Source organism: Streptomyces longisporus (assembly GCF_039532765.1).
GTDB classification, from domain to species: Bacteria; Actinomycetota; Actinomycetes; order Streptomycetales; family Streptomycetaceae; genus Streptomyces; species Streptomyces longisporus.
In genome coordinates this window covers 325,354-338,120 of the sequence record NZ_BAAASG010000011.1, presented here as the reverse complement: position 1 = coordinate 338,120, position 12,767 = coordinate 325,354, and the positions used below count along the sequence as shown (strand labels likewise).

14 protein-coding genes and 1 pseudogene are annotated in these 12,767 nt (G+C 68.4%); 6 read left to right on the top strand and 9 right to left on the bottom strand.

Annotation, left to right across the window (positions count from 1 at the left end):
• Positions 1-726 precede the first annotated feature (726 nt).
• Positions 727-1,779: a LacI family DNA-binding transcriptional regulator gene (locus ABD355_RS23980; protein ID WP_344402640.1), complete on the top strand. Its 1,053-nt coding sequence runs from the start codon at positions 727-729 to the stop codon at positions 1,777-1,779.
• Positions 1,780-1,982: 203 nt separating this feature from the next.
• Here ABD355_RS23980 and ABD355_RS23975 read toward each other — a convergent pair whose 3' ends face one another.
• On the bottom strand, positions 1,983-2,354 hold the full coding sequence (locus ABD355_RS23975; protein ID WP_344402639.1) for a VOC family protein: 372 nt from the start codon (positions 2,352-2,354) through the stop codon (positions 1,983-1,985).
• 78 nt (positions 2,355-2,432) lie between these two features.
• Between ABD355_RS23975 and ABD355_RS23970 the strand changes: the two genes are divergently transcribed.
• The 3 genes from ABD355_RS23970 to ABD355_RS23960 all read left to right on the top strand — a co-directional run bounded on the left by ABD355_RS23970 (position 2,433) and on the right by ABD355_RS23960 (position 4,930).
• Complete coding sequence (locus ABD355_RS23970; RefSeq protein WP_344402637.1) at positions 2,433-3,203, top strand: transposase; 771 nt, start codon at positions 2,433-2,435, stop codon at positions 3,201-3,203.
• Between the two features lie 621 nt (positions 3,204-3,824).
• Positions 3,825-4,526, top strand: a complete 702-nt coding sequence (locus ABD355_RS23965; RefSeq protein WP_344402636.1) for an SDR family oxidoreductase — start codon at positions 3,825-3,827, stop codon at positions 4,524-4,526.
• Between the two features lie 32 nt (positions 4,527-4,558).
• On the top strand, positions 4,559-4,930 hold the full coding sequence (locus ABD355_RS23960) for a DUF1330 domain-containing protein (RefSeq protein WP_344402634.1): 372 nt from the start codon (positions 4,559-4,561) through the stop codon (positions 4,928-4,930).
• Between the two features lie 77 nt (positions 4,931-5,007).
• Here the strand turns inward: ABD355_RS23960 and ABD355_RS23955 are convergent, their stop codons facing one another.
• On the bottom strand, positions 5,008-5,823 hold the full coding sequence (locus ABD355_RS23955) for an oxidoreductase (protein ID WP_344402984.1): 816 nt from the start codon (positions 5,821-5,823) through the stop codon (positions 5,008-5,010).
• A 93-nt stretch (positions 5,824-5,916) separates the two neighbouring features.
• Between ABD355_RS23955 and ABD355_RS23950 the strand changes: the two genes are divergently transcribed.
• On the top strand, positions 5,917-6,441 hold the full coding sequence (locus tag ABD355_RS23950) for a TetR/AcrR family transcriptional regulator (protein WP_344402633.1): 525 nt from the start codon (positions 5,917-5,919) through the stop codon (positions 6,439-6,441).
• Between the two features lie 24 nt (positions 6,442-6,465).
• Here ABD355_RS23950 and ABD355_RS23945 read toward each other — a convergent pair whose 3' ends face one another.
• From ABD355_RS23945 to ABD355_RS23920, 6 genes and pseudogenes are all read right to left on the bottom strand, one after another.
• The gene (locus tag ABD355_RS23945) at positions 6,466-7,035 is read right to left on the bottom strand and encodes a TetR/AcrR family transcriptional regulator (RefSeq protein ID WP_344402632.1); all 570 of its coding nucleotides are present in this window, start codon (positions 7,033-7,035) and stop codon (positions 6,466-6,468) included.
• Positions 7,036-7,223: 188 nt separating this feature from the next.
• Positions 7,224-7,418 (bottom strand): annotated as a pseudogene (locus ABD355_RS23940) (ABC transporter); the annotation flags it as partial.
• Positions 7,364-7,744, bottom strand: coding sequence for a winged helix-turn-helix transcriptional regulator (locus ABD355_RS23935; protein ID WP_344402631.1), 381 nt, complete (start codon positions 7,742-7,744; stop codon positions 7,364-7,366). The pseudogene ABD355_RS23940 and the gene ABD355_RS23935, both read right to left, overlap by 55 nt.
• 44 nt (positions 7,745-7,788) lie before the next feature.
• The gene (locus ABD355_RS23930) at positions 7,789-8,892 is read right to left on the bottom strand and encodes a 4Fe-4S binding protein (RefSeq protein WP_344402630.1); all 1,104 of its coding nucleotides are present in this window, start codon (positions 8,890-8,892) and stop codon (positions 7,789-7,791) included.
• A gap of 311 nt (positions 8,893-9,203) precedes the next feature.
• A complete protein-coding gene (locus ABD355_RS23925) occupies positions 9,204-9,773 on the bottom strand; it encodes a TetR/AcrR family transcriptional regulator (protein ID WP_344402629.1) in 570 nt (189 codons plus the stop codon).
• Between the two features lie 136 nt (positions 9,774-9,909).
• Entirely contained in the window at positions 9,910-11,514 is a 1,605-nt protein-coding gene (locus ABD355_RS23920; RefSeq protein WP_344402628.1) for an MFS transporter, read from the bottom strand.
• 170 nt (positions 11,515-11,684) lie between these two features.
• Here ABD355_RS23920 and ABD355_RS23915 point away from each other — a divergent pair, with 170 nt between their 5' ends.
• A complete protein-coding gene (locus tag ABD355_RS23915) occupies positions 11,685-11,909 on the top strand; it encodes a hypothetical protein (protein WP_344402626.1) in 225 nt (74 codons plus the stop codon).
• Positions 11,910-11,944: 35 nt separating this feature from the next.
• Here the strand turns inward: ABD355_RS23915 and ABD355_RS23910 are convergent, their stop codons facing one another.
• Positions 11,945-12,649: a MerR family transcriptional regulator gene (locus tag ABD355_RS23910; RefSeq protein WP_344402625.1), complete on the bottom strand. Its 705-nt coding sequence runs from the start codon at positions 12,647-12,649 to the stop codon at positions 11,945-11,947.
• Positions 12,650-12,767: the final 118 nt, after the last annotated feature.

The window sequence follows — 12,767 nt, the reverse complement described above, 5'->3', positions numbered from 1 at the left end:
GCAGGCAGAAGAGGGAGGTATGGGGAGGTACCGCCCTCCCGAGTGAAGAGCGGGGCTAAGAGCAGGGGGAAACGGCTGCGCCGCAGGAAGGCCCGGGCGCCGGGGCGTTGGCCGCCGGCGGGTGCGGCGGCTGGGGTGCGGGCCGTCGCCGATCGCCTGGCAGGCGGGACTCAGGTGGTGCCCGCCGGGGATCCGGGCGGGTGGACGTCGGCGCACGCGGCGGAGTGGGCGTACGTGACACGAGGGGAGTGGGGACGGGCCGGTCGGGCCCGGGTCGGCGGGCACCGTGGGTCCACACGGCGAACTCGGCGCATACCGAACGGAGTTCGGGATACCGGACGCGAAGAGGCGGGCGCCGTCAGAGCACGGCGAGTAAGAACGGGCGCCCTGTCCGGGGAAGGACGGCCGCCGAAAGGGAAGCGGTCACTGGTGTCACTGCGGCTCCTGCTGATCGTTCCCCGCGAGTACTCCCGGGGATCCGGTCCGTGGCGCGGCGTCACCTCGGACCTGCGCCCGGCTCCGGCGGCGACGCACCCTTGACCGGGCACGGCACAGCCGTCGACGGACTGCGCCCCATCGCGAGAGGGGGCAGTGCCCGATCATCCACTCGGGCCACCCCTGCTAGGCTCTGCAGCGCTGCAAAAGTGTTAACCGAGGGATTGCCACGCTGCAAGAGCTTCGGGGAAACTTTCCACATTGCCCCTCCGGGATGATGAAGGTGACCGTATGGCGAATGGCGTCACGCTCCGCGACGTCGCGGCGCTGGCCGGAGTCTCCAGCCGCACCGTGTCCAACGTGGTCAACGGCTATGCGCCGGTCTCCGAGGCCACTCGCGCGCGGGTGCAGCAGGCCGTCGACGAGCTCGGCTACCGGCCCAACGTGCTGGCCCGCAACCTCGCCGCCGGGCGCTCGGGCCAGATCGCCGTGGTCGTTCCGTACCTGGACACGCCCTACTTCGCCGAACTGCTGCAGGGCATCATCCGTGCGGCCCGGGTGCAGGGCTACAACGTCCTGATCGACCAGACCGACGGCGACGCGGAACACGAGAAGACGTTCCTCACCCGTGGCTCCCAGCAACTGCTCTTCGACGGCGTCATCTTCAGCCCGCTGGGCCTGGCCCAGCCCGACCTGTCCGAGCGCGACGCGAGCCTCCCGCTCGTCGTGCTCGGTGAGCGGGTCAGCGACGGCGGCTTCGACCATGTCGGCATCGACGACGTCGCCGCCTCCAGAGAGGCCACCGAGCATCTGCTCGGCCTCGGCAGGCGCCGCGTCGCCGCGATCGGCGACCAGCCGTACCGCACCGGAGAGGCCGCCCAGCTGCGCACCCTGGGCTTCCGCCTGGCCCATGAGCGCGCCGGCGTGCCCGTTCGCGAGGAGTACGTCATCTCCACCCCCCGCTTCAACCGCTCCGACGGCGCCACTGCCATGGCACACCTGCTCGACCTCGCGGAACCTCCCGACGCGGTCTTCTGCTACAGCGACCTGATCGCCCTTGGCGCCCTGCACACGTTGGCCGCACGCGGATTGCGCGTCCCGGAGGACGTCGCGATCGTCGGCTACGACGACATCGAGGACGCCCGTTATTCGAACCCGCCCGTCACCACGATCTCGCCGGCCAAGGACGTGATAGCCGAGACGGCCGTGGAGCGCCTGCTCAAGCGGATCGGCAGCTCAACACCGGTCCCCGGCATGGAGATTCGGGCGCCCTACCGGCTCATCCCCCGGGCGAGCACGATGGGACGGCAGGCGCCGACGCCGGATACGACTGACGGGCCGTGAGCGCTGGGGGCGAGGGGTTCGCCCCTGGCGCCGTCAGGGGGTGGTCGCACGATCAGCTCGGCGAGGCGGGCACTGACCTGCACTCCCCTCCAAAGGAGCACCCCCAGCGGCGTTGCCGTCGGTCGCCGACTCCCCCCCAACGCTCGGCTTCGCTCGCTAAAGGCTGTCCCGCAATGAGCGAACCGGGTGCAGGGAACCAGTCGTCACGCGTCCTGGTAGAGATTGACGATGTTGCCGTCGGGATCGCGCAGCCACACCGAGCGGCGGCCCCAAGGCTGGGTGGTCGGCGGCTTGAGGATCTCGACGCCCCGAGCCCGCAGCCGTTCGTGGCGTGCGTCCACGTCGGCGACCTGGAACTCCAGGGTGAAGCCTCCGCTCGCAGCAGCAGCCATAGAGCCGGGCACCATCGACTCCATGCCCTGAGTGGAGAAGAACGACAGGACTGCGCCGGGGACCATCACCCGGGCGAAGGGGTCACTCCCTTCGACATCTGCGTCCAGGACCGCGGCATAGAAGGCGGCGAGGGCCGGGACATCGTCGGTGATCAGGGCCGTGCCGGTGAAGTGTGGCTGCATCCCGGCATCGTAGATCGAGGGTCGGACACAGGTCCTGGAGACAAGGAGCCTGCCGGTCAGGGGTGACATGATCTTGCCGTGCCTGGTGTGATCACGGCGTCGGAGCCTTCCTGGATAGCCCCGTTCGCCGGGCTGAGCCCACGTCAGTTCGGCAAGCTCATCACCGCGTTGCGGCGCGAGGGCGCGGACTCGGTGCGCAAGGGCCGGCCATGGAGTCTCCCGTTGGAAGACCGGGTCCTGCTGGTCGTCGCGTACTGGCGCACCAACCTCACGCTGCGGCAGCTGGCACCGCTGTTCGGGGTGTCAAAGTCGGCCGCCGACCGCATCATCGGCCACCTCGGTCCTTCGCTCGCGCTCCAGCAGCGCAAGAGATTCCGCAAGGACGCCGTGCTGATCGTGGACGGAACTCTGGTCCCCACTCGCGATCACACCATCGCCGAGCAGTCGAAAAACTACCGGTACTCCACCAACCACCAGGTCGTCATCGACGCCGACACCCGTCTGGTCGTCGCCGTCGGCCGGCCTCTCCCCGGCAATCGCAACGACTGCACGGCATGGGAACTGTCCGGGGCGAAAGCCGCCGTCGGCACGACCACCGTCATTGCGGACGGCGGCTACCGCGGCACCGGCCTGGTCATCCCACACCGCCGACAGAAGAGCCAGGGCGAACTCCCGGCCTGGAAGGAGGAACACAACGCCTCCCACCGCAAAGTTCGGGCCCGCGTCGAGCACGCCTTCGCCCGCATGAAGACCTGGAAGATCCTGCGCGACTGCCGCCTCAAGGGCGACGGTGTCCACCACGCCATGCTCGGCATCGCCCGCATGCACAACCTCGCCCTCGCCTGGTGACCGAGAAGACGAGCAGGTCAGTCAGCACGCTGGAGATCATTTACGGGACAAGACTTAGGGAGGGGCCCTGGGCGAGATGGATGCTCCTGTTCCCGTCTCGCAACAACATATAAACCCCAGGCCACTGACCTGGGGTTTCAACATGGAGCGGGTGACGAGAATCGAACTCGCGCTCTCAGCTTGGGAAGCGACGGCGCTTGGGGAGCCGGATGGCTTCTGGCCTGGGTATACGTGCTCTGGCGTGGCGCTCGGGAGCGCAGGTTTGCACCGTAGTTGACCGTGGTTCACCGGTCTTATGGGCACGCTATGGGCGCGGCGCTCGGCGACGGCCGGTTGCCGCGTCGACGTGGCCCACCTTTTGCATGGGGTCATCTGTGCCAGGGGCCGACTGCGCGGAGCCTTTGCGTGTGCGCAGGGACGGCTGGCCCCTTCTGGGGCGTCGGCCGTTACGTGATCCGCCGAACAGGCCCTGAAGGGCCCCAAAAGCGCTACATGGTCGCCCTCGGCCCGAGTCCACCCGTCGACGTGGCGGGGTTCGGGCGCCGTTTGTGCTTGCGTCGGGAAACCGATCGGTTTACTCTTCTGGAAACCGATCGGTTTCTCGTTCTCGGGGAGAGAGTCATGACTGTTTTGAAGGGCGCAAACGTCTTCGTCACCGGCGGCAGCCGCGGCATAGGCAAGGCTCTGGTGGAAGAGCTGTACGCGCGCGGCGCCGGCAAGGTCTACGCCACCGCCCGCGACCCGCGCACCGTGACGCACCCGGACGCGGTCCCGGTGGCGCTGGAGGTCACCGACCCGGCCTCGGTGGCGGCGGCCGCCGCGCAGGCCCAGGACGTCACCGTGCTGATCAACAACGCCGGCGCGTCGGTCGGCGCTTCCTTCCTCGGCTCCCCGGTGGACGACGTACGCCGGGAGTTCGAGACCAACTTCTACGGCCCGCTCCTGGCCGCCCGGGCCTTCGTCCCGGTCATCGAGCGCAACGGCGGCGGCCACGTCCTGAACGTGCACTCCGTGCTGTCCTGGCTGGCCCTCGGCGGCTCCTACAGCGCCTCCAAGGCCGCCCTGTGGTCGCAGACCAACTCCCTGCGCCTCGAACTCCAGCCGCGCGGCATCGCGGTGACCGGGCTGCATGTCGGCTACGTCGACACGGACCTCACGGTCGGCGTCGACGCACCCAAGTCCGACCCGCGTGACGTCGCCTCCCTCGCCCTCGACGGTGTGGAGACCGGCGCGTACGAGGTGCTCGCCGACGACGTCTCCCGGCAGGTCAAGGCGGGCCTGGCCGGCGACCTGGCAGGGCTTTACCCCCAACTCGCCAAGTAGACCAGTTTTCTGAGACCGGAAAGGGCAGTGCGATGAGTGCGAATTCAGAGACGAAGAAGTTCTACGCCCTGAATATGTTTGACGTGGTCGACCTGGAGAAGTACCTCGCGTATTTCAGTCGCTTGCCCGAAGCGGCTCCGCAGTATGGTGGCCGGATGGTGGCGTTCGGCCGCTTCCGGGACAACGTAGCCGGTGACCTCGCGCCACGGCAGGTTCTGTTCCTCGTTGAATGGGAGTCCGAAGAGGCGTTCAACAGCTTCCGGGACGATTCGGAGTTGGCCGACTTGCATCCGCTGCGGGAGAGCGGGACGGCGTCCTATATCTGGCAGACGTTCGATGGTTCCGATATGAGTAACCCCGCCGACGTTTCGCTCGACGATGTACTGGCCGTGCTCAAGCCATAGCCTCGATCTTTCGTGAGGGCCCGCCAGTGGAGTCGGCGGGCCCTTTCGCCTTGCTGGCTGAGGCGCCGAAACCTGCGTCAGCCAGCCAGCTGGTTCATCTTGCGGATCTGCTTGTCGAAGACTGCGGCGGGAGCGAGGCGGCGCAGGAGACGTGCGCGTCCGGCCAGGGGGCCGGCGGTGTAGCGCGGCTTCGGCTTCGGGTCGGTCACCGCCGCGACGATCGCCTGGGCGACGACGGCGGGGGCGTCGCCGGTCCTGACCGCCTCCGCCATCACGCGGTCGACGGTCTGCCGCTGCTGCGCGTACGCGTGCAGCGGGGTGTCGGGCTTCGCGCTGTTGGCCTCGAACCCGGTCCTGGTGTAGGCGGGTTCGACGATGAGCGCCCGGACACCATGGTCGCGAACCTCATGGTCCAGGGACTCGGTGTAGCCCTCGATCGCGTGCTTGGAGGCGGCGTAGGCGGCCATGTAGGGCTGGGGCAGGAACCCGAGTACGGACGAGATGTTGATGACGCGCCCGCGTCGCTGAGCGCGCATGTGCGGCAGGACCTCGTTGACCATGCGCATGACCCCGAAGACGTTGGTGTCGAAGAGGTACCGGGCTTGCTCGACGGAGGTTTCCTCCGCCGCCCCCATCGAGCCGACGCCGGCGTTGTTGACCAGGACGTCGATCCGCCCGAACCGCTCGCTCACTTCCTGGACCGTTGCGGCGACCGAGGCATCGCTGGCGACGTCGAGTCCGAGGAACGTCACGCCGTCGAGCGGGGTGACGCGTGAGGTGTCACGGCTTGTGCCGACCACGTTGAATCCGGCTGCGACCAGGGAGAGCGCGGTTTCCTTCCCTATGCCGGAGGAGGTGCCCGTCACGAGGGCCACCGGCCGATCTGTCGTCATCATGGACTCCCGCACTCACTCGAAACCAATCGGTTTCCTCTAAGGTAAACCGATCGGTTTTCGGGTGCAAGGTCGAGCAGGGAGAATGGCGTCATGGGCAGGATGAGTGCGCTGGAGAGGCGCGAGAGCGTCATCCGTGCGGCGATCGCCGAGTTCGCGCGCACGGGCTACCGCGGCACCTCCACCGCGGCGATCGCCAAGCGGGTGGGCGTCACGCAGCCGTATCTCTTCCGGCTCTTCCCGGACAAGAAGGCGATCTTCGTCGCCGCTCTGGTGCGCAGCGCGGATGACACCCGCCTGGCTTTCGAGAGGGCAGCCGACGGGGTGGCGGACGGCGAGCGGGCCTGGCAGGTGATGGCTGACGCCTACGCGCAGCTGATCTCGACGCGCCCCGAAACGCTCCTGATGCAGATGCAGGCATACGCCACCGTGGCGGCCGCCGAGGCGCAGGGTGACGACTTGGTCGGTGAGGTCGTTCGGGCCGGCTGGATGAGTATCTGGGAAACCGTGCACCTGTCGCTGGGCGCTGATGCCGAGACGACCGCAAGCTTCTTCGCCTGCGGCATGCTCGGCAATGCACTCACGGCCATCGGGCTTCCCGTGAACGCCGGGAGGTGAGAGGGCGTTCCGTATGGGGATGCGTCAGTGCACGCCTGCCGCGTCGAGCAGGGTGACCACGGTGGGCGCGACGAGCCCGGTCAGGTTGTCGGCCTGAATCCCCGCGCGGGCGCTCGCGCCGTCGAAGACCAGGCTCAGCTGCCGGGCCAGTAGATCCGGATCGCCCGCCCCACCCCGCTCGGCCTCGGCGCGGAAGAAGTCCGTCAGATTCGCCTTGACTTGGTGGGCCACGCGGCTCGCGGGGTGGCTCTGGTCCTTGAGCTCGACCTGCACGGCCAGATACCGACAGCCCCGGAACTCGGGCGCCCCTGCCTGCGATTCCACCTGCTCGAAAACGTGCAGGATCCGCTCGCGGGGTGACCGGCCGTCGTCCGCCGCGGGCAGGAGAGTTGCGACGTAGGCGGAGGCGCGCTCCTTCAGGCTCACTGCCAGGAGTTCGTCCTTGCTCTCGAACAGCTGGTACATGGAGCGCTTCGATACTCCGGCCGCCTTGCACAGCGCCTCGACGCCGATGCTGACGCCGTCTCTGTAGGTGAGCGTGGCCGCCGCCTCCAGCAACCGCTCCCTGGGGCTCAGCTTCACTTCGGTGGTCATACCGCGAGGTTAACCCGAAGCGGACGAAATGAAAACCGATCGGTTTTCAGGGCTCCGGACAGAGGCTCGGCGACGGCCTGGGGGAAGGGCCGTCGCCGAGCCATGAAGGTGCGCGCGCCTGTCGTCCCCGTCAGGGCGGCGCACACCGGGGCCACTCCGAGTAATGGCCCGTGTTGGGTGACCTGCCGTTATGCCGGTACGGAGGTCTTCTCCGGCTTCGACTCCGCCGGTATGCGGTGCAGTCCCTTGCGGTCGTACCACCTCAGTACGCCGAAGCCGAACAGTGCGGCCGCCACGAGTCCGGCCGCCAGCATGACCCAGCCCCGCGTCAGACCCGCGTCGCCCTGGGCGTCGTAGTAGGGGATCGAGCGTGGCGCTCCATCAGTGACTCTCCCCGGCATGCGTGGCGGTTCCCCCACTCCGCCAGGGCGAGCAGGACCGGCTGCAGTTCGCGTCCGGCTTCCGTCAGCGTGTACTCGTAGCGGGGAGGACGAGACTCGTACAGCTCCTTGGACAGGACGCCACGCTCGATGAGTTTCCTCAGCCGGACGGCCAGCACGTTCGAGCTGATGCCGGTGTTCGTCATGATCCGGCGGAAGCGTCGAGCGCCGAAGGACACCTCCTGCAGTACGAGGAGGGTCCAGTAGTCGCCGACGACGGCGACGGCGTTCTCGAAGGCGTGCGGGTGCGGCCGGTCGGCAGCGGGCATGAGTGACAACCTCTGTGCTGGGCGAGCGGGTTGAGGACACCGGGTCAGGAGGCTGGGGGACGCTTCGGCGGGGGGTGCCAGCCACCGGTGACTTCCTTGACCGGCTTGTGGGGGAAACGGCGCCGCGCGTAATCCTGCGCGTGGGAGCCCGGCAGGACGTAGAGGGTTTCCTTCTTCTCCTGGAGTGGTCGCAGCACGGTGTCCATGAAGGTCCTGCGGTCGTCCAGGTAGGGGCCGAGGACGTCCTCGCCGGCGGGGCAGACGGCGAGGCAGTAGCCGGACTTGTAGCCGGGGGGCGAGGACAGGCTCTGCCACATGGAGGCGCTCTCGGAGTCGGTGACCCGGGAGCGGTAGTCGGCGGCGTCCTCGCTGTCGGCCACGGTCTGCGCCCAGTCGGTGAACCCGCTCATGAACTCGCGGTAGTTGTGCGTGGTGCACGCCAGCCCGTCGAAGGCGCCGTCCTTGGCGATGGCGCCGACCGGGCAGGCCGCGACGCACAACTTGCAGTCGATGCAGGGGTTGTAGTCCAGCGCCTGTCCGTACTCGCTCACCTCCGCGTCCACCAGGACGGTCACGAGCAGGATGAAGCTGCCGAACTTCGGGTGGATGACGTTGCGGTGCAGGCCCATCACCCCGAGTCCGGCGGCCACCGCGACCGTCTTGTGCGCCACCACCCAGATCCGCTCTCTGGGGAAGCGGTCCATCTCCTGGGGGAAGCCGACGGAGGGATTGAGCGCCCGGTAACCGGCGTCCTGGAGTGCCTGGGTGACGCTGCGGGCGGCTTGGTTGGCCTGTTCGTCGGTCTGGTGGAACTCCTGGTTGGCCACACTACGGGCGGGGGAGCGGCAGTTGTCGCGGTTCATCCGGACTGCCATCGCGATCAGGGTGCGGGTGCCGGGCAGCGCGGCCTGTGCGTGCTCGCGCTCGCCGGTCAGGTCGGGGTGGTCCAGGCTGACCGCGGCCGCGTCGTCCGCGCCGGCCGCCAGACACAGTTCGCGCAGCCAGGCCGCGTCGATCACGGCCGGCGGGCGCGCTTCGTCACCCGTCGTGCGCCGGGCGAGTACGGCCTTCACTGACGGGTGGGCAGCCAGCTTCGCCGGAAGTCTGGGGTCCGTCGGTTGCCCCTCGGCGTCGCGCGCGGCAGTCATCCGTGCTCCTTGTGATTCGGGTGCGATGCTCGCCTCCAGGGCGAGAAACCGATCAGTTTCACCACCGTAAACCGATCGGTTTCCACGCGCAAGGCCAAGCGGTGAGCCTCTCCTTCGGACTGTCGATCGGGTTCCTCGCGGGCGTCGGCGATCGATCGTCAGGCGATCAGGGCCCATCCCGCGAGTCAGGTCAGGGAGCTGGCCCTCGACCGGCAACGGGCGTGTGGGGTCCATGGGGGTTGCTCGGTCGCCGGGTGTCGGCTGCGACTCGTCGAGCGCATCGCTCGCCGCAGCTGCTCGTCACTGATGCGTCAGCGCATGTCCGCCGCATCGAGCAGGGCGGCCACGGTGGGGGTGATGAGCCCGGCCTGCGTGTCGGCTTTGATTCCCGCGCGGGCGCTGGCGCCGTCGAAGACCAGGATCAGCTGCCGGGCCAGCAGGTCCGGGTCGCTCGCCCCGCCCTGTTCGGCCCCGGCTCGGAAGAAGGCTGTCAGGTTCTCCTTGACCCGATGGGCCACCTGGCTCGCGGGGTGGCTCGGGTCCTTGAGCTCGATCTGCACGACGAGGTACCGGCAGCCTTGGAAGTCGGGTGCACCCGCCTGTGCCTCCGCCTGTGCGAAGACGTGCAGGATCCGCTCGCGGGGTGGACGGTTGTCGTCCGCCGCGGGAAGGAGTGCCGTCACGTAGGCGGAGGCGCGTTCCTCCAGGCTCGCCGCCAGTAGTTCGCCTTTGCTCTCGAACAGCTTGTACATGGAGCGCTTGGACACCCTGGCCGCATTGCACAGCGCGTCGACGCCGATGTTGACGCCGTCTCGGTAGGTCAGCGTGGCCGCTGCCTCCAGCAGTCGCTCTCGGGAGCTTGGCATTGCTTCGGTCGTCATGTTGAGAGGTTAACTCGATTCCGGCCCATTGGAAACCGATCGGTTTACGGGGCACGCTGCGAGCAAGCGGTAGAAGTCGGGCGGCGCCTTGATGGGGGTGCGTCCGGACGTCGGCACCCCCATCGCGGTCTCCGGCTCAGTGGGCGATCACAGGCTCACCCTCCGACGGCGCGAGAGCCCGATTCGGCATCAGGAACGCCGTGAGCACCGCACCGACCACGAAGATCCCGGCGCCCCACGCCAGGGTGGCCGTGTAGCTCTCGACCCCGGCCTGCGCCATGGTCAGCGGGCCCGGCTTGTGCGAGGACAGGTAGTCGGTTGCGGCCGATGAGGCAACGGTGGTCAGCAGTGCCGTGCTGATCGAGCCGCCCACCTGCTGGCTGGTGTTGATCAGTGCCGAGGCGACGCCCGCGTCCTCGTGGTGCACTCCCGCGGTCGCACCCTGGAACGCGGTGGTCATCACCCCACCGATACCGAGACCCAACAGGATCATGCCCGGCATGATGTTCGCGACGTAGCCGCTGTCCAGCGTGAGCCGGGTCAGCAGGGCCATACCGGACGCGGAGACCAGGAAGCCGGCGCTGACCACGACCTTCGGGCCGACCCTGGGCAGAAGCAGCGAAGGCGCCGTGGTCGACGCGGCGACGATGCCCCCGACCATCGGCAGGAAGGACAGACCGGCCTCGATCGGCGAGTAGCCGATGCTGGCCTCCAGGTAGTAGGTCAGGAACAGGAAGATCGAGAACATCCCCATGCCCAGGACGAACACGGCCAGGAACGAACCACCTCGGGTCCGGTCCAGCACGACTCGCAGCGGCAGCAGCGGATGCGCGACCCTGAGCTCCAGCCAGGCGAACACCGCGAGCAGCACCACACCGCTGATCATGGAGCCAAGGGCGACCGGGTCGGTCCAGCTGGTGGACTCGACGTGCGCAAACCCGTAGACGATGCCGAACAGCGCGGCGCTCACCACGACGGTGCCAGGAATGTCGATCTTGGGCCGCTCGGCGTGTGCGGGCTTGGCCAGCAACAGCAGCGCACCGGCCAGCGCGACGCCCGCGAAGACGACGTTCACGTACATCACCCAGCGCCACGACGCCCACTCGGTGAGCATGCCGCCGAGCAGGAGTCCGACCGCGGCGCCCGCACCGGACAACGCACTGAAGATGCCGAAGGCTTTCGGCCGTTCGGTCGGGTCGGTGAAGGTCACGCTGAGCAGTGAGAGCGCCGCGGGCGCGAGCAGCGCGGCGAACAGGCCCTGGGCCACGCGTGCCGCGACGAGGATCTCGAAGCTGCCGGCTGCGCCGCCGACGACGGAGGCGGCCGCGAAACCGAACAGGCCGGTCACGAAAGTCGTACGTCGGCCGAACAGGTCGCCGAGTCGACCCCCGAGCAGCAGCAGGCTGCCGAATGCCAAGGCGTACCCCGTGATGACCCACTGCCGGCTGCCGTCACTGAAACCGAGGTCATGCTGCGCTTCGGGCAGCGCGATGTTCACGACGGTCGCGTCGAGCGTGACCATGAGCTGTGCCACGCCCAGCACGACGAGCACCCACCAGCGCACGGCATGTGAGCCGCGGCGGCCCGAGTCTGTTTTCCCGGAGGCGGGCGCCCCGCGGTCGAAGGTGGTACTCACTTTTCCCCTTAGTCGCTGGTCATGGGCCGACCCTCGGTCGGAAACCGATCTGTTTCCACCTAGGAAAACAGATCGGTTTCCTCGGTGCAAGTGAACGTGTCGCATCTGGCCCGGGAGTGATCTGACGGGGTCGAAGTCCGCGTAGGCCGACGACGCTGCCTCGGTAAGTGACTGGTTGCTCGGCGTCGCGGTACGGCTGTGCTGCCGAAGCGGCGTCCGTGTCGACGTCGACACCTTGTGCCGTACCGTCAGAACCGCGGGACGCCCGGGCGTGCTTGGCCGGTGGGCCGACGGTCTACGGCGACACCCGGGACGCGCTTGGCTTGGACCTGCTGGTGGTGCCCGTCCTGCTGGGAACGGCCGTCGCGAGACTGCTGAGAAGAGCGGCCTGGTGGGCTCCGGGCCCGCACGCCCGCTGCAGCGACCGGCTCGGCATCAAGGAATCCGACATGTCGGCCGACGGCCCCGCCGGCAAGCCGGTACCCATCGCCGCGGGCTGAGCCCTGCGAGCGGGGTGGCGTGATCCGTCGGCACCCTAGCGGGGACTCACTTCGCCGGCTGCTCCCCCCCGCCCGCACGCACGGCGATCGTGGCGACGATGGTTCGCGTCCTCCTGGGCCAAGCGCCGCAGCAGCCGGACGACCGGCTCGAACAGCACGCTGAGGACCACCGCCCGTTCGGCAAGGGCGATCTGGTCCTCGATCCCTTCGAGTTGCGCGAAGTCCAGGTCCGCGGTGGAGGTGGCGAGCCGTGCGTAGGGGATGAGGTCGTCGGCCGTGTAGTCGGTGCCGAGGCGGCTCAGTGCCGCGAGACTCTCGGCGAGAGCTGGGCGGTGCGGGGACGCGTCGGAGATCCGCCAGCCCATGCTCTCGATGAGAGCCTCGACCCGCTCGACGGCTCCGCCGGATGCTGCCTCCTCGGCGGCACCCTCGTGATCCTCGCCGCCCTTCCCGCTCGTCTCCGCGGAGGGAACGGGCAGGGCGTGGTGGACGACGGCCAGGGTCTCGAATGCGTCCAGCGGCTGCTCGACGGCTTCGAGCACTTCACGGGTGCGGGCGACGGACAGCCCGCCGAGCTGGATGAGGGAACGGATCAGACGCAGCCGCTGGACGTGCTCCTCGTCGTACTCGACCGTGGTCGGGTTCAGTGCGCGCCCCTCAGGGAGCAGCCCCTCCCGTCGGTAGTACTTGATGGTCGCCACCGGCACCCCGGACCGTCGGCTGAGCTCCGAAATCCTCATGCGCTCCCTCACGCTCAACTGTCCCTCCAGTATCGCGTTACCGGGGGTTGCCCCACCGAGCTCGATAGTGGCACTATCAGGCACTCGATAGTGGAGCTATCAAGTGCTCCTCCGGTGT